General features: G+C 50.8%; 11 protein-coding genes and 1 pseudogene. 3 read left to right on the top strand and 9 right to left on the bottom strand.

The window, feature by feature from the left end:
- The first annotated feature begins 42 nt into the window (after positions 1 to 42).
- From H2Z84_RS12710 to H2Z84_RS12700, 3 genes are all read left to right on the top strand, one after another.
- Complete coding sequence (locus H2Z84_RS12710) at positions 43 to 4995, top strand: AAA domain-containing protein (protein WP_181836306.1); 4953 nt, start codon at positions 43 to 45, stop codon at positions 4993 to 4995.
- Positions 4988 to 6484: a hypothetical protein gene (locus tag H2Z84_RS12705; protein WP_181836305.1), complete on the top strand. Its 1497-nt coding sequence runs from the start codon at positions 4988 to 4990 to the stop codon at positions 6482 to 6484. Before H2Z84_RS12710 ends, H2Z84_RS12705 begins: the two co-directional genes overlap by 8 nt.
- A 227-nt stretch (positions 6485 to 6711) precedes the next feature.
- Positions 6712 to 7832, top strand: a protein-coding gene (locus H2Z84_RS12700) for an IS3 family transposase (RefSeq protein ID WP_181836304.1) whose coding sequence is annotated in 2 segments (ribosomal slippage) — positions 6712 to 6970 and positions 6970 to 7832 — 1122 coding nt in all. Because the reading frame shifts where the segments join, the coding sequence is not laid out codon by codon here.
- Between the two features lie 277 nt (positions 7833 to 8109).
- Here H2Z84_RS12700 and H2Z84_RS12695 read toward each other — a convergent pair.
- From H2Z84_RS12695 to H2Z84_RS12660, 9 genes and pseudogenes are all read right to left on the bottom strand, one after another.
- A complete protein-coding gene (locus H2Z84_RS12695) occupies positions 8110 to 9012 on the bottom strand; it encodes a hypothetical protein (protein WP_181836303.1) in 903 nt (300 codons plus the stop codon).
- 56 nt (positions 9013 to 9068) lie between these two features.
- Positions 9069 to 9794, bottom strand: a complete 726-nt coding sequence (locus tag H2Z84_RS12690; RefSeq protein WP_220272824.1) for a hypothetical protein — start codon at positions 9792 to 9794, stop codon at positions 9069 to 9071.
- Between the two features lie 292 nt (positions 9795 to 10086).
- Positions 10087 to 10304: pseudogene (locus H2Z84_RS21305) on the bottom strand (IS5/IS1182 family transposase); the annotation flags it as partial.
- 75 nt (positions 10305 to 10379) lie between these two features.
- Entirely contained in the window at positions 10380 to 10793 is a 414-nt protein-coding gene (locus H2Z84_RS12685) for a hypothetical protein (RefSeq protein WP_181836302.1), read from the bottom strand.
- Entirely contained in the window at positions 10786 to 12831 is a 2046-nt protein-coding gene (locus H2Z84_RS12680) for a hypothetical protein (protein WP_220272823.1), read from the bottom strand. Before H2Z84_RS12680 ends, H2Z84_RS12685 begins: the two co-directional genes overlap by 8 nt.
- Positions 12828 to 14435, bottom strand: a complete 1608-nt coding sequence (locus H2Z84_RS12675) for a site-specific integrase (protein WP_309545480.1) — start codon at positions 14433 to 14435, stop codon at positions 12828 to 12830. The genes H2Z84_RS12680 and H2Z84_RS12675 overlap by 4 nt, the downstream gene beginning before the upstream one ends.
- Complete coding sequence (locus H2Z84_RS12670; RefSeq protein WP_181836301.1) at positions 14428 to 15681, bottom strand: tyrosine-type recombinase/integrase; 1254 nt, start codon at positions 15679 to 15681, stop codon at positions 14428 to 14430. Before H2Z84_RS12670 ends, H2Z84_RS12675 begins: the two co-directional genes overlap by 8 nt.
- A gap of 166 nt (positions 15682 to 15847) precedes the next feature.
- On the bottom strand, positions 15848 to 16303 hold the full coding sequence (locus H2Z84_RS12665; RefSeq protein ID WP_103523818.1) for a single-stranded DNA-binding protein: 456 nt from the start codon (positions 16301 to 16303) through the stop codon (positions 15848 to 15850).
- Between the two features lie 94 nt (positions 16304 to 16397).
- The gene (locus H2Z84_RS12660) at positions 16398 to 17759 is read right to left on the bottom strand and encodes an MFS transporter (protein WP_181836300.1); all 1362 of its coding nucleotides are present in this window, start codon (positions 17757 to 17759) and stop codon (positions 16398 to 16400) included.
- Between the last annotated feature and the right edge of the window lie 149 nt (positions 17760 to 17908).

Genomic DNA, 17908 nt, shown 5'->3' with positions numbered 1-17908 from the left:
GATCGTGAACAGGTTCTTAGACTCATTCAGAAAGAAAGCCGCATGGACATCGTCGTCAGAGGGAATGGTCTTCACAAGAGCGAAACTAATGCTCTCTCCCTAATGCAGGAACATTTCAGTGGGGTATGGTTTGCCTACGCATCTGTGGTCTTAACAGATACCCAAGGGTCGATGGAATTCGACCTTATCATCATCACCCATGACCGGGTGTTGGTGGTTGAACTCAAGGAGTGGAGCGGAAGACTCAACAGCTACGATGGTAACTGGTATATCAATGACAAATACCGTAGCAAAAGCCCTTATGACGTAAAGCGTAATCAAGCATTACGGTTGATGAATATTCTCAAGACAGAGGTAGCTCATAAATTGGGCTACTATCCCAGCGTTGAAGCGCATGTTGTGCTGTGTGGATCGGCAACGCCTGAATACCTACCTACCTCAGAGCGACGGTATGTTCATACCCTTCAAGAGTTTCTGACAATCCGCGAACAAGAGGCTTACTCTCGAATTACAGTAAGTCAAAAATTCGACTTCTTCAAAGACAAGCGTCGGGATCGCCCTACTTCCCCTAGGTGCAAACAAGCTTTTGACGATTTCTTTCGTGGGGTTCGTGTTCAACCCGCAGACTTCAAATTTATGGACTATGTAGCCTCATCGCATCCAGATCGGGTTCATGGACAGCAATTATTTTCAGAATACCCTTCCAGTCATAAGGACCAAGCCAATCGACTGGCGATGATGCGCCGCTGGGACTTGGCCATTCTTGGCTTGAAATTCCGTGATGATGAAACTTGGCGCAAGGTGGTCATGCGTGAAGAGCACCTTTACCGGACAGCCGTTTCAACCAATAGTCCACTTGAGCAATTCCTTCTGCGACCTATAGCACCTCTTGTCGAAGAGGACATCAATAATGACAGTATCGAGCTCTATGAGCTGCGGAAGAATACCCGCCGACTAGAGGAGCATATTAACCTCTATGGTGCTAAATGGAGTACAGAACAACGGCTTGATTTGGTGCGAGCGCTCCTCTCTCCTTTTGCCGAACTACATACTATGGGGATAGCCCATCGCGACATTGACACACAAAACCTCTGGTATTCAGCCGACCACAATATCATCTTAACGTCGGGTTACCACGCCGCGTTCATTCCAGAGAAAGGCACAGTCAAGGATCTAAGCGAAAAATTGCGTAGTAGTGACACTTTGCTTCCAGAAGATGTGTATGGATCTTCGGGTGAAGTCCTCAGCCCTTTTGCGAGAGACGTCTATCTGCTGGCCTTAGTCGCACACCAGATCTGCTTTCATGACGTGCGATTGCAACGTGAAGATGGGGTATACATTTGGCAGGAGGTCGAAAACGATCCATTTGACAGCAAACTTGATGGATTCTTTGAACGAGCCTTGGATATTGAGCAGCAGGGGCGGTTCGAAAATGCCTTAGTCATGCTGGCTGAGTTCAATACGATCACACTGGGGCAGGCCCTACACTACGACGACACCCAAGAGGTCTTACAGGAGATTACTAAGGGTGACTTCATCAAAAATGATTGGAGCCCCTTCGCCATGACCCAACTGTTCCCTGCAGCGTCTGGTACTCAACCGAACATGTTTGGCGAGAAAATTGCCTATCGATGTGTGTTTGAAGGGCAGGAGGCTCTATTCAAATTCTGGCAGAAGGCCGAGGTGGACCCAAAATCACCAGGGATGAACCGGCGAATTCTGCGGATGCGTAAGCGAATCGAGCAGACCCAGGTGGGTGAACTACCACTTCCATCACTATTAACCTATGGGATGTTCAGTGGTGGGAGGGGGCTGTTTGTTGTGACCCAGTTCGAAGAAGGGCAAGGTTGGTCTGATTTTACCCAGAAGCTGACCGATACTAAGTCTCGCCTCAATGCTTGTATTGCGCTGTGTAATGTTGTGCAAAATCTGCACGGCCAGCAATTCGCCCACGGGGACCTTCACCCCGCAAACATCTTGGTGAAATCCTCTGTTGGTGCGGAGAACCCGTGTGAACTTGCACTCATGCTTATCGACGCCTTGGATTTTGGCGACTCCAGCGACCCGTACAATGTCGAATATGGCCCTGTCAATCCCACCTCGACAGATAGCTTTGGCCGTGACCGCTTCGCTGTTTATAAGATAGTTAAGGAGCTTCTCGGAAAGGAAGCCCCACCTTCGGTTGTCGAAGAACTTAACCGAGGCGAGCAACAACCGCATGGTGTTCCAGTTGCCATAGAGCCTTTGCGAGATAGCCTAAAGAGTTTGCTTGGAACCTATGGCTCACCCGAAGTAGAAACGCAGGAAGCTCTGGTATTCACCTGCCAGAGCTTCCAATTTCCGCAGCAGGAGCAATTACTTCAGCCTGAGGAACTGCCTTATTACTTTGAAGTCGAGCCTTCTCGCAAAAAACCAGGCATGCTGTTCTGCCGTATCACCGGTCGTGATCGGCTGCTAAGCTTTGATTTTGATCCAAACGCACGCGCAATTGAGAACCTTGGCTTGCGTGATGCATCCATGACTGATTATGTCTCGGCCAGCAACAAAGCTGAATTTACCTTTATTCGACCGGTGAAAGTGGTTCGTGGCCTGCCGACGACCAAATGTTCTGACCACTTGATCGAGTTCATCACCAGCATCGACGCGGTGGTCTCTCTACTAACACCGGTTGAAGACGAGAAGACACCCTCCTCATTCATCGATGACATAAAGGGCAGAATTCGCCCCAGTGCCATCTGGCAAGCTTTTCTGGAGACAGAAGGTGAGCAGCGTCGAAGGGTTGAAATCCTGTCGGGTGAGATTCAGGAAAGCGAGGGCGGTAATCTGCTGATTCCGTGTGAAGTTGAAGAGGGAGAACTGCTGGAACTACTCGGTGAGGAGGATGAGGTCGGGATCTATTTTGAAGGGGAAAGTCGCTCCTTCGGCTATGTGGTGACAGAAGAAAGCGATGCGGACATGCTAGCTGTCAGAGTGGTTGCTCCGGGTATGCGATCAATCCGTCAGAAGCTGATTCCGGGTGCCGAGCTGATTTTCGAATCCAAGCGTAGCCATGCCTCTCGCGCTCGCCGAGAACGGGCCATGAACCGGGTGCTAATAGGCGAATCACGCATTAATAGTCTTCCAGGCTACTTCGACTGCAGTAGTGAACCAATGCTCCGGGCGGTTGCGGCCAAACCTGATGAGGCCAAGATTCGCGATCGTTATGACAGTGAGTCCGAGCGTCTCAATCCGCGTCAGATAGAGGCGTTCCAACGAGCTATTTCAGAAGGCCCTATCAGTGTCCTACAGGGTCCTCCGGGCACCGGCAAGACAGCCTTTGTGAGCAAATTTATTCATTATTTGTTCGAAAACGGCCTAGCTAACAATATCTTGCTGGTCGGTCAGTCCCACACATCGGTAGACACGGTGGCCATCAAAACTAGGGAGCTATGCATGCACCTCAGTACGCCACTAAGCGTAGTGCGTCTTGGCCATGAGTCAGCCATTGATGAAAAACTACTGCAGTGCCACTCTAGCTCGATCCAGCGCCAAATCCGCTACAAGTTTCAGCGCGAGTACGAAAAGCGCATCAATGCTCTTGCCTCGCGTCTTATGCTCAGTCAGCCCCTAGTCGAAGAGTTGGCCAAATTGCATCGCAGCATTGGCCCGCTGCTCCAGCGCATCCGTGCTCTGGCCAATCAGCAGCATGAGAGCGCGACCAAACACTATCACGACCCTAGCGAGCGGGAGACAGTTGCAGCCTCCTTTGCAGAGAAAATTAAGGAGTGTTTGGAAATCCTTGAGCGCAACTTGGAAACCCGAGGCTATGACTTCAACCTGCCAAGTGCCTTGGATCCAGACTTCTGGAATACTCTTTCCACCCTGGTCGCGCGCAGCCATGGGGTCACTAACCAATTGGCGTTGCAGCGGCTCAACCACCTGATCGACATCAGCCAGGATTGGATTGATGTACTAGCCTCAGGCGGAGCTAACTACGACAAATTCCTAGTCAAGACCTCACAGTTAGTCTGTGGCACCCTTGTTGGTATTGGTGCAGGCGGGTTGCATATCGATGAGCTTGAATTTGACTGGGTAATCGTAGATGAGGCGGGAAGAGCCCAGGCCTCCGAGCTCATGATTGCACTGCAATGTGCTCGACGAGTCCTACTGGTGGGTGACCATAAACAGCTCCCGCCACTGTATGACACAAAGCATGTGCGAGCCGTGTGCCGCAGACTCTCTATTGATGAGCGCGAGGCCACTCGTACCGATTTTGAGCGAGCCTTCTTGGTCAATAATGGCATCACCTTTGACACTCAGTACAGGATGATAGAACCAATCGGTGATGTCGTTTCCCATTGCTTCTACCAAGGTGCCCTTAAGAGCTCTCGTAAGAAGGCTGCCGACTGGTATGCGGATTTGCCATATCCCCTGTGCACCCCGGTCACCTGGATCGATAGCGGCAGCGGTGAGCGTGCAGTTATGGAAGATGAGCCGCGTAAGGGCGTACTGCTTAACCAGCATGAGCTCCAAGTTTGTTTGCATCTCATTAAGCAACTCGCACGTCCGGAGCACCTTGAGAAGCTAAAGGCGGAGAAGAGTGACAAACATCCCTATCCAGTAGGGATCATCACAATGTACAGCGCTCAGAAGCGGCTTCTAGAAGAGGAACTGAGCCGCGCAGAATGGGCTGCACAGATTCGAAACCTCATCAAAATTGATACCGTGGATTCCTATCAGGGGCAGGAGAACAAAATCATCATCTTGAGCTTGGTCAGAAACAACGACCACGGCTTACAAGGTTTTCTGGTCAGCCCCTCACGGATTAATGTTGCCTTGTCACGAGCTCAGGAGAGGTTGGTTATCATTGGTGCCCAACGTATGTGGCGCGCCGCAAATCATTCCTCTGCCCTAGGGGATGTGCTCAGTTACATAAATGACAAACACCGGGCGAAATTTAAGAGCTACGAAATCGTTGATGGAACCAGCGTGATCGAGGGCAAATCCCATGCATGAAGAATTCGAAGTAGTTGATCCCTCAGGTCTGCGGTTGTGCAATACAATTTCTCTATTGGTGCCTGCGCAGACGTACCACGTGAATTGCGGCTGGACGAAAGAAGTCTCCCTACCGGTCGTTGAAGAGTACACCTGCCGCTTGCTGCTGGCGCTACAAGAAGTGCTGCCAGGCGATATTCAAGAGTACTTCGGTTTGTCCAAACGCGAAGTCGAAGTCTTGGTCGAGACCCTGGTTCACAACAAGCTCGCGGTCTACAGCAACGATGGCCATCTGGCCCCTTCGCCAATGCTGCTTGATCGTACCAAGGGCAATCCTAATGTGGCAGCCAGCCTGACTAAGTACGAGGAGTGTATTGAAGAGCCGGTAATCGAATTACTTACTCTTTCAGTCATGCCCAAATCCCGCTACAACAGCAGTCGATTTGGCCTCTACGAAATACCCATCCCGCATGAGCACAAGAGCTTGAGCACCAACCAGGTAGCGGAGACATTTGGCAGCCAGTACCGTGCGTATCTCGATACTGCTCGCCAGCAAGATCGGGACTCTAAGCGCAAGCGCCTCTACAAAGTCGGGGCCTGTGAAATTGGCAGGCCGGTGCAGATACCTGTGGATATCGATATCTGGCTACTGCCGTCATCGACGGGAGATGTTCAGGTCATCAAGCGGGCTTCCGAGAAGGTCGGCGATATTCGACAGCGCCCGTTGAGCATGGAGCTCGAATCGCGCATTTCCGATTATCTTAGTGGGATTAAGCTCTCAACCGGAGGCCTGTCTCTGACAGAATTCTGCAGGGCCTTCTACGACATAGTGTTGAATCGTTATGTTGATGGGAATGGTTTAGATATTAACCGTTGGCTGATGGATCACCACCTACGCAAAACTGGATATGACAATCAGAATACAAGAGCGATGATTGGCCCTATCTACGCGGATAATAACCGAATCACCATCACCAGAACTCTTCAAGAACTGGCAAAAAACTGGGAGGAAGGGGTGAGCCACAATGCCTTGTGGCTGTCTAGTTCTGTCCCGCTGTGGGCTGCAAACAGCGCGCTACTGACCGAATTTTGTGGGAAAGTAGCTAAACAATTGAGTGAAGAGCGAAAGGCTCGTGGAAAAATCACAGCGTTGCTACCTGCCGATGATGTGAATGATATTTATCGACTACGCAAGGCTTACCACTCTCGCATTCCAAATGGTCTGGGTTTTAAGGGGCAGGATCTGCAGGACAAAGTAGAGGTATTTCTCATTCCCGGTCAACTGGCCGTGGTGCAATATCACTTCCAGCCGAGCCAGGAAAGTGCAGTAACCGTACCAATTGGTTACCTCACCCATGACCCCGAGCGGTTGAAAAGGGTTGAGTCATTCCTGAATCACAGGCTTCAACATCGAGGCAATCCAGAGGTACTTTGGTCGCAGGATAATAATGACAATGTGGCGAGCTTGTTAGGTAAATCATGGATGCAAGCACTAGGCCTTGAAATCTGAATCGTCTTTTTTCTATGCAATTCAATGGCTTCTCCCCCTGCGGGAGAGGTCATTTTCCTTTGTCGTTGGCCTGTCTTTTTAGCTGATGGTGTGACGGGTGCTGGTCACCTATGCAAGGTTACTTAGCCAGAAAGAGGGTGTCGCGATTTCTGTGTAAATCCGACGTCCCCCCAGTATTGAGTAGCACCTGACTTTAGAGTCCAATCAACCCCACACGGAGATTGGACATGAAGAAACGATTCACCGAAGAACAGATCATCGGCTTCCTGCGCGAGGCAGAAGCCGGCATGCCCGTTGCACAGTTGTGCCGCAAATACGCCTTCTCGGAAGCCAGCTATTACCTCTGGCGCAACAAATTCGGCGGCATGAATGTCTCCGAGGCCAAGCGTCTCAAGGAGCTGGAAACTGAGAACGCACGGCTGAAGAAGCTCCTGGCCGAGACCATGCTCGAGAACGAGATTGCCAAAGAGGCCCTGCGAAAAAAGTGGTAAGCGCACCGTCACGGCGGGAGCTGGTGCGCCATTTGGTGGGCAAAGGGCTCAGCGAGCGTCGATCGCTACGTCTGGCCGACATGAGCCCCAGCTCATACCGCTACCAGCCCGCCACTGACCGAAATGCCGCCTTGAAAGCGCAGATCATCGCGCTCGCGCAACGGCACCGACGCTATGGGGCCGGCATGATCTATTTGAAGCTGCGACAGAGCGGCATGCTGGTCAATCACAAGCGGGTAGATCGACTCTATGCCGAGGCAGGTCTGCAAATTCGCCGGCGCAAGCGCAAGAAAATCCCCGTGGCAGACCGTCACCCACTGGCTCGTCCTTTGGCGGCCAATCAGGTCTGGTCGATGGACTTTGTGTTCGACCGGACGGCAGAGGGGCGTGTCATCAAGAATCTGACAGTGGTCGATGATGCCACGCATGAAGCAGTCGCCATTGTTCCGGAGCGGGCGATGGGAGGCCTGCATCTGACGCGCGTCCTCGACCAGTTGGCGAAGACCCGTGGCTTGCCCAAAGCCATCCGGACCGATAACGGCAAGGAGTTCTGCAGCCGTGCGATGTTGAGCTGGGCACACGCCCGTGGGGTTCAACTCTTTCTGATTGAGCCGGGCAAGCCCAATCAGAACGCTTATATCGAATCCTTTAACGGACGTTTCCGGGATGAGTGCCTGAACGAACACTGGTTCACCAGCCTGCGCCACGCCCAGGTTGTTATCGAAGCCTGGCGAAGGGAATACAACAATGAAAGGCCGAAGAAAGCACTGGGTGGTTTGACGCCGGCGGCCTATGCCGAATCACTTGCTGAGAAATCAGGTAAATTAAGCCCGGACTCTAAAGCCCTCTGCTACTGAAAGTGGGGGGACGTCGAATCGGCCATTACTTTTTTCATTGCTGACTGACCTCTTTGGTGGTATTGCACGCGAATGCATTGCGGATTTGAAGTGCATGATGGTGATGGCATTTAGGTGCGCAGGTATGCCGGTTTTGAAGTGCGAATTAATGGAGAAGTTCGCGCGCATACTCAACATAGGTATGAACTTGCTCATATAAAAAATAAGCATGGCTCATGCTTGGTGTTGATATTGTTGTATTTGTATCATTGCCTTTTAGACAAAGAAAAGACATGAGTTATTGCTTTGGGATGATTAAATAGAATTCATAGATGAACTCTTCGCCAGACTTGAACGTGAATGCGATCTCAGGCATATGTGAGGTTGGATCGGGATTGGGAATCGGGACAATCAGTGTAGAATGTGACATCGCAGGAATTGTCACATTTGCAAAGTTTGTCAAAGTGTTTTCTAACTTATGATTCTTGTCTGCAGTGACCTCCAATGGAACTGCAGCTTTGTTATAGACCTCAAACGTGACTGTTGGTCGAGGACCATTCGTGTCTGTGCTCATGTAGCGGACAGGGAACTCCTGATCCCCATAACTTTTACGAAGTTCAGAATCATAGTAGTTACTTAGGTTATGCCAACCTTGCTCGTATATAGGTTTAAGGCGGTACTCCAGATATCTATTTTTTACATAGCTGTAAGCATGATCGGCTCCAAATAACCCGAGAAATATGGCTATTATAAAAATAACAAAAATGAAAAATTTTGCAGCGTTCGGAGGTACATCAGCTACTCGCTTAATAATTTTCCCTTCAGTAGCTTTTGATGTTATTGAGTTTATCTTTGTGTAGTCAAAAATGCCATTTTCAATTAATAACAAAGCGGACGCTGACCTATTCTTATGAAGTCGATCAACGATTATGTTGTTACCTGCGATGGAAAGTCCTGGTGTGTCCGAAGCAAGTAACTCAGCTTTCAGCGAGGGATCAAGAGCAACTGTTATATCCTCTTCAACGTGGTTTCCTTTGTTGTAAATAAAAATTTGACTCACGGAACCATTGGTGGATAGTTCTGTTCGTTTGAATAAAGTTGGTGATGCAACGTATAGCTGACGCATCCGAAATAGATAAGTCACAATTGATGTGATTATAAATAGGATAATACCAGTCGATATTTTATAAATGTTTTCCATTGGCTATTTTACCTGTTGCGGCACCGCATTCTGTCTTTGTTACGATGAGCGTCATGTTAGAGGCTTGGCGATTTTGCATGGAGCCGAATTATATGACGCATGAAAGATGATGAAATTTCGAATACGAACTCAATTTCTTCTTCTACTACAGCGTCGTCGTGTTTGATGTACGTGTTTTGGTACTTCGCGTAGTAGTCGATTAGTTTTGAGAGCATATTTGAAAACTCTTTTGAACTGCCGGCATCACTGACGAATCTACCGACATTGCTGAGCTGATTTTCAAGAGACTTATCGTTCTTGAAAATGCTCTTCAGGAGGAGTTCCAAGCTGAGCCGGAGATCATCAAGGAGGTTTCTGCTGAAAACTCCATGCTTGTATTTGTGAATTGCTTGTAAGTATAGTTCTAGCGCATTCGGGAATCCGTCGAGCCAATGGCGAGTTTCCTCAGTGAGTGTTTCGTTAAGTTTAGAAAACTCGTCTTTGGGTGCGAGGTGTGCGAATTGGGAAACTAACTTTACCTTTAACGATTTTAATTCATCGTATTGCTTGTTGATGAACGTCCGGTGATCACACAATTCTCTAATGATCTTGAATTGAAGGGAAGGGGGAAAGCACTTTAGATTATCTAGCAGTGCAGTTCTTTTGTTTTGTGCCTCGAACGGATATGTAGAGTGAGGAATGTTGACGTTGTGTTCGACAGCGTAGGCATTAAACGCTTTTACGACTTCATTGCCGCTTAACCCGCGACTGGTATCGGCTAGGATGTCAGCAGCGAAGCTCAAAAATGGAAGAGGAATATGCGACAGGATATCTTGTCCTCAACAGCGTTTATACGGACATCGGGGCCGCATAATAATTGATATTTTGACAGCCATTATCATATCCCAAATTCATCACTTTCAATAATTTTGGGTATCTCGAATAACCCGATATTTTCAGTGAACCCGGCCACAATATGATTGCCGCGACCATATTTGGCACAACTTCCGAGACGAACTGCCGTTTTTTGGGGCGCGTCACGCGTTTTTTCGCTCGATTCTCCGCTCAAGCCGGCGATGCCGGCGAGTTCGAGTATCAGAAGACTTGGATTCCCTCCTTGCAGAGAAATACCAATCGCTTCAGGTTGTAGCAGGTCGCCATCATTGTCTGTTCGATGTTTGCACGCGTTTGGCCCATCGTGCGGACCAACTTGCCTCCATCTGCTCGATCACGGCGAACACATGCTCGACACACGCACGCACCTTTGCAATGTGCTGGTTGCGTCGCTGCTGGCAGTCAGACAACGGTATGTTGGTGTGTCAGCAGCGGCTTCTGCACCCCAAGGATATCATCTCAAGGTTGGCTTATCCCTGAACTATGATAACGTCCTAGGCGTTCTCTGTCCGTTCCCGGTCAATTCGAGGAAGGTCTGCATTTAGTTGGTGTTCTTTTAGCCCGTGCTTGTAGGCGTTGTACTGCCATTTCACGAACTGCTCCAGTAGTGCGTCGTTTTTCATCTTCAACTCGTCATTCTCAGTTTGTAGCCTAGCAATACGCTGTGCAGCTACCGAAAGACTGCTTGGCATCGCCGTCCTGGGGGGGGATACCTTCAAGCCGCTTTTCTTGGCGCTATAGGCATCCTTGATCGCTGCATGCGCATTGAGCGTTTGGCGGGTCGGCGTTTTACCAATGACTTTCACACAGGCTTCGCAAATCTCTTCCCAAAAAATCTTCTCATTCGGCCAACCGCGAATAATGTCGACGATGGCATCGATATCGATCTGCTTTAGATGTTTAGCCATGACGGCCATCCAACAAACGGGACATCTCGGAAAGTAGCGTGGCGTCAGGCATTTTCCCTTCAACTGCCTCCATGGCCTTGGCTCTGATTACCCTGCGCAGGTGATTAAAATCTTTGCCATCGCGCAACTTGATCTGCGCCCCTTCTGGAATCTGAGGGCTTTCCAGTATTTCAATGAGTTGCCTGAGTTGCTCAACGGTTTTCTGGTGGTACTCATACCAGCGGTCAGCGCCTGAATAGCCATTGTTTACGGCTTCCTGTGCCTCTGTGTAATCCTTTTCAACTTGAGACAGCCGCATCTTGATACGCACCAGTCGCTCGACATTATCCTTTCCCTGTCCTTTGATGCACACGTGTTCTTCGCAGTTGAGGCAATCGCGAAACTTTTCACACGGCGACATGATGAAGTCGTGGCTGCACACACCCCATAAACTGACATGTACCGCGCCTCTCTCCATCAGATTGATTTCCTGCGTAGACACAGGGACGTGTAGGCTCACTTCCCCTTTGGGGCCAAAGAGCGTGAGAGAGGTATCCAGCGCTTCGGCCTTGGCTACCATTTCCCATTCACTCATGTGGTTATAGACGCGGTTCTGCTTTGGGTCGGCTCGCCCAGCCCACTTGGCAAGTTGCTCTTGTGTAAGACCACCACGATTGGCTAGCGTATTAAGTAGATGGCGTGACTGGTGGGAGGTCAGCTTTAGGGAACTACCATTGCTAGCTTTGTATCCGTGACGGTCAAAGATAGATTGATGATTGCTGCCTTGTAATGACTCACGCGGACTTAGGTTGTTGTTGAAGACATTACTCGTTGGTGCCCAGAGAATCACGGGGCTTGTCCCGCGTTGGTCTCCAATTAGGTTGCGGGACATACAAAACAGCGCATTGCTGTATTTGATCTTTTTCTCCTGATTCAGCCAAGGGAACCCTTTGGGCTGACGAGCTAGCACGTATTTCCATAGGCTATTGAGCGTATGAACACCATCCTTTGCTTCAAGCTTTGCACCTCTAAGGCTACCAGTGCAGAATCTCCGGCTATCTCGTGCTAACCCTAGAAATGCACATGCTTGGAATACTGTGAGCAGCTCATCATCAGCGACATCTGGGCATTCAGTGTGCCGATAAGGTTTACCCGGACAGTTCTCAACCCACTCGGCCAGCTTTCTCGAACTTTCTGTCAGCATACGAATTCGACTCAATGCCTTCTTGGCAACAGGAACCATGATCTCAGGTATCCACTTGATGTCCCCCTCGTAACCTTTGGCCGAGTAGAAGCGCCATCCGTATTGAACCACGCCTTTTGAGTCCTTTTCTTCAACCTCGCAGTCGGCCGGTAAATCCAGTATTTCGGAGATTCGCATCGGTGCGCACATAGTCATGGCAAATGTGCTTGTAGTGAAAATGTCTTTCGGGCCAGTAGGATCGTTGGCAAAGATTTCTGCCAAAGCGTTCAAAGCTTCCTGGCTTGGCATTTTTTTTTCCTGAATTGCCTTTGCTTTTGCACCTGTTTGGATGGTGATGTCTGGGGGCTTCTTGATGGGGCTCTTCCACGTGCTCAAGTCAGACGGAATCAGGTGCTTCTCAGACACGAAAAGGGCCAGCCTTTGCAGTTCTCGTCCGCAGTGATAGGCTGCCATAGGGGAGTAATGCCCCATTGCAAGAACAACGGCCTCATCAAGAATGGCGAAGTCAAGTCCTGCAAGCTTTGCTCCCCCCATTGTTTTCAGCAACGCAGCCTCAATCACCCGCAGTGCTTTAGACTCATTCTTGGTGACTGTTGGATGATGGCCTTGCTGGTATCGAAAGTACGCTTTGGCAAAATCTATGAACGCATCGTCCAGTCGGTCAGAGGCTTGAAATCCTTCACTAGGAACGCCAAGTTTGGTGAAATTAGCCGCTTTTGGCCAACTCGTGTCGTTCCAACATAGGTCGACACCAAAAACAGTCAGAGCATCTCTGCACATCCGGATGAACTCAGCGAGATTTTCAGATGCGGACAGCTCTGACTTTGACGAGAAATGCCTTAGATCAGCCATCATTGATCTGCTTTCGGTGCCGCCATCGCCAACTCAGCTCGACGTGCTTCACATCGCTGGATGACATTAATCACTGCGAGGATAGTCCAGTCGTTTACCGCAGCCATTGCCATATCGCCAGTAATTTCCTGCACGCGGTCTCGTTCTGAAAGCAAATTGGCAAGAACCTCTTCATGGGGGCCATCGAGCCATGGCTGAAAGTGATTACAGGTGTAACATGGAATTGGCGCGTTGGCTCCACAGTATCCGTACTGCCCGCAGGTAGCCATATTTTGTCCTTTGAACTTGATTCGACTGGACAAGTCAGCACCACGCATTGCGTCAGTCTCACGATCAACCAGAGCTCCTTGGAATGCCTGGGCATAGGGAGCCAGCTGCAAAGCCATCGCTTTGTTTAGTGCCTGGGCGTGCTCGGGAACATTTTTGGTATAGACATCTGCGTATCGAATATCCGTGTGATCCAGCAATTCGGCAATTACCATTAATCCAAAACCTTCTCGAGCTGCCCTTGTTCCTTTGGTATAGCGAAATCGTGTTGCCACGACATCGAGTAATTGACCCGTGCGTTCGGAAATTACCTTTGCAGTGTTGACTACCTTTCTCAGGAATGCCGTCACCTGTGCTGTGCGCAAATGTAGGTGGTCCGTGGCAAGTAGCGAGCGCAGTTGAACAACAGGCTTGCCTCTTTCAAACGCAGCTAAATCAGGGAACAAAGGCAATGCCGAGCGATCTGTATCTTGAAGTTCATACCCCAGGACTTGCTCAACTGATGCGATACTGTTTTTTCGCTGTGCACAAAGTACCGTCCATAATTCGAGTGACATCGCAAACGTCTTGAAGCTGTCTCGGAAGACTTCTCCACGTTGCTTTGCCCGGGGAATGTGGATGAGGAATATCGGTTCACCCTTTTTGTTCGTTTTCGATCCGTCGAGATCACCGATTTTAGTGTGAGCAATCTGTTTGGGACGGCGGCCGGTATGGCTGATTAAAAGGCAGATCGCCAGCTCATCCACGGAAATCCGATTCTGCTCAAAGGCGCGGACCGCTCCTTCGTTGAAGGCTGTGAGCTCGTTGTCAGTCAGAGGTCCTTCATTGGGATCAAGTCGCTTGACCGCATCCCCTTTGATGTTGCCCTTCAACGTCCAGCTTTTCAATAGATCAATGACATCATCGTTAATACCTGGGTGGCCGAGGTTGTACCATTTGTAGAGGAAGCCCCGTATCGTGCCGAGCTTCCATTCTTCATTCCGGCTTAGTGTTGAACGCCAATTTATGAGCGCATCTGTATCGATATGCGCAGGCTTGGTCTCCTTAAGAAATATATAGAAGCACTCAAAAATATTCCTCGTATGTGCACCGGACATGGTAGTTGCGTAATGAGTCAGCGTAGCCACAAAGCCGTATTGTGATTCATCAGGTAAAAATTGATATATATTGGAAATATACAGATTGTAGTTCTTGTCCAGACTCCAGACCGGCTTTTCAATGTCGAACCAATATCCTGCACGAGACTGATACTGGTTGCTGCTTTCTCCTTCAACTGGATAGGTATGACTCCCCTCTGTATGAGATTGATGGACAGCACTTTTAGGGCTCGCGTCAATCATACTCAAGGTTCTCCGGGATGCGGGTCATGCCTTCTTGAAGCTTTAAACTGGCTTCGATGGCCTTTTCACGTGTAAATCGTTTTGTATAGATTGCTGCCGTGCCTGACCCTGGCTTCCAGCCTTGGAGATAGGAGCGTTGCATCTCCTGCTCTTCTGGCGTGGGTGGATCATCTCTCGCATCCATTAATTCAGAGAAACGATTGTTCCAAGTGTGACGCAACTCATGCCCATGAAGCCCTGAGAGTTTTGGCGTGGCAGACGAGATCAGCTTGATCACTTTAAGAAATGCCGATCTAGACATCGGCTGCCCCTGTGTTGGGCCAGACTTGTGTGTCACAAACAGGTAGTCGTGCTTCTTGGCTCCGGGTACTCTGCTACGAATCTGGACTATGTAGTGGTGAATCGCTCTTACTAGCGTGTCTTTCATGGGCAAGCGGCGATCTAGCGTTTTTACTAGGGGCTGCCGACGTCTAGGATCTATCTTTGCATCCGCTCGACGGGCAATGACAATCTGGTTTTTGGACCAGTCAATATCGGACACCCGTATGTTGAGCAATTCACCACCCCGAATTCCGAGGTAAAGTAGCAGCAAGATCAGTAACTGGTTGCGAATCTGTGTGGGCTGATCTTCGAAAGGGTTGTGTTCGTAGCCGGGCTGAATGACCTCAAGCAGAGCCATCTCTTGCTCTCGGGATAGCCCTTGCTCCCGCCCCGCTTGGTTACGCCCCTTGCTGGATGGTCTCCGGGACTCAAATCCCTTTTTCATCTTGGCTATATCGAGTGTTGTCTTTCTCTCGATTTCACCAGTGAGCAGAATCGTCGCCAGCCACGCCGTGTATTTGGCGATGTGCGTCAATCGCACGTATTCACTCGCTAGTCCTGTTTTTCGGGTCGGCTTGCCCTTGCTATTGATCGGAATAACTTCTCGGCGGGGATCTTCCGCCCGTCTGGTAAAGCTTTGTTGGCAATAATCGCGTATAGCGTCAAGCTCATGTATCGCGAAATATTCACACTTCATGAAGCGGCCTTCCAGATCAACCTGGTGCTCCTCGCAAAATCTCAGAAGTACGTTGATGCCAGACAGAGCAGACTCCATCGAGGCAACGGAGTTAGACCTATTGCGCACTTGCGTTGTCACATACAGATTCGGGTAGTAGAGGGGCATTCCTGTTTCTCTATCTATCAGTAGGCAATACCGTTCACCGGTCAGCATTACAAAACTCTTGATTTGGTAGTTTTTTTGCATCACTGGCAGCCCATGCACTAAGTGCAAACCTTACATATTTCAAGGTATAGCTTTTCTTTTTTACATATCAAAAATAATTTACAGAAAACTTGTACCTAAAATGAAAAAAGCCCTGCTGTTGCAGGGCTCTAAGGTGAAACTTTACACTTGATATCGTAGGTATAAATTAGAACGGGATGTCGTCGTCCATGTCGTCCAGCTTGGGCGCTGCCTTGGCTTCCATGCGGCGCGGTGCTGCCGGCGGTGCGGCCGGGCGGGACTGGGCTGCCGGTTCGCCGTAAGCGTAGTTGTCGTCCATGGACGAGCCGCCTTCGCGCTTGCCGCCTTGCAGGCTCAGTTCATTCACACGCACGTCGGGCGACAGCTGTTTCTGGCCTTCCTTGTTCTGCCATTCGCGCAGAGTGAGCTGGCCGTACACGGTGACTTGCTGACCCTTGCTCAGGAAGTTTTTCAGCGATTCGCCGCGCTTGCCCCATACCTGGCAGCTAAACCAGTTGGTGGTCTTGCGCTCGCCAAAGCCGATGTCGCTGGCCACGCGGAAGCTCAGCACCGGTTCGCCACTGGGGGTGTAGCGCAGTTCGGCGTCTGCCGCCAGGCGTCCGTCAAAAGTGATGCTGTTCATGTGGGGTCTCCGATTCGATTCAATGATGCTGCGCCGGACACGGCCGACGCGTGATTGTAGGGCCAGACACGCTGTGGCAATAGCCGCGCTGGCATTAATAAGTAGCCTGGATCAGCTGTTTGACTGCGGCTTCGTCCCAGGTTTGCTGCGATACCTTCAGGTAGGCGACACGGTCTTCCAGTACCACCACCGCTTCGCTGACACCAGTCAGGGCCGACAGCTGCTGTGATAGCTGCTGCGGGCTGCCACGCCAGTCTTCACCGATGTGGAACATGACCGAACGCACGGCCTGTGGTGCCTGCATGCTGAAGGAAGCCAGCAGCCAGCTGGCCATCAGTACGCTGGTAAAACCGAATACGCCGGCTGCGCCGTAGTGGCCGTACAGCCAGCCACCTGCGGCGGCACCCATGAACAGGCCAAAGGACTGCGCCGTATTATACACACCGATGGCGGTGCCCTTGGCATCGGCTGGTGCGATTTTCGAAATCAGCGAGGGCAGGGTGGCTTCCAGGATGTTGAAGGCGATGAAATACAGGCCCAGCCACACCACGATCTGCCAGAAGCTGTCCAGCGCCAGCGCCATGCCCAGCTGGGCGACAGTCATGATGGCGATGGCGGCGATAAATACCTGTTTCAGCTTGGATTTTTTCTCGCCGTAGATAATGGCCGGCACCATCAGCAGAAAGCCGATGACCGTGACGGGCAGGTAGACCTCCCAGTGGTGGGCTTTGTCGAGGCCGGCGGTCTTGATCAGGGCAAAGGGAATGGTGACGAACATGGCCATCTGCGCTGCATGCAGGGCGAAGATGCCGTAATTGAGGCGCAGCAGCTGCGGGTTTTTCAGTACCGCCGGCAGGCGCTTGGTATTGGCTTCGGTGTCGGAGTGGAAGCGCGAAATGGCTGGATCGGGAATGATCAGCCATACACCTACCAGCGCGGCCAGCGACAGCACGCCGGTGAGGGCGAAGATGCCGTTGACGCCGATGTACTGCGCCAGCAGCGGGCCGGCAACCAGGCTGACGGCAAAAGTGGTGCCGATGCTCATGCCTATCATGGCCATGGCGCGGGTGCGATTTTCTTCGCGGGTAAGGTCGGCCAGCAGCGCGGTGATGGCGGCGGAGATGGCACCAGAACCCTGAATCACGCGGCCGATGGTAAGGGTGACGATGTCGTGCGCGCCGGCGGCGACAAAGCTGCCGATGGCAAACAGCACCAGCCCGCCGTAAATCACCTTTTTGCGGCCGATGCGGTCAGACAGCATGCCCAGCGGCAATTGCAGCAGGGCCTGGGTGAGGCCGTAACTACCCAGCGCCAGGCCGATCAGCGTGTGATTGTCGGCCCCGTGCAGGGTCTGCGCATAAATGGCAAATACCGGCAGGATCAGGAACATGCCCAGCATGCGCAGGGCGTAAATACCGGCCAGCCCCAGGCTGGCGCGCAATTCAAGCGAATTCATGTGTGTTGTCGTTATCGATTCAGGAGTAAGGCTTTTAACGCTATCCATGGCTGGCGGTTTACCGCCGCACCGGCTTCCGGCAGGGCCGGATTTTTGCTGCAGCGCATACTTAGATGGAGCGGCAGTCGCTAAGTCGGGTATATTATCAG

The organism is Aquitalea aquatica, from assembly GCF_013911085.1.
Classification (GTDB): domain Bacteria; phylum Pseudomonadota; class Gammaproteobacteria; order Burkholderiales; family Chromobacteriaceae; genus Aquitalea; species Aquitalea aquatica.
Note: the sequence above shows the minus strand (reverse complement) of the source record. Positions and strands in the feature narration are given on the sequence as shown.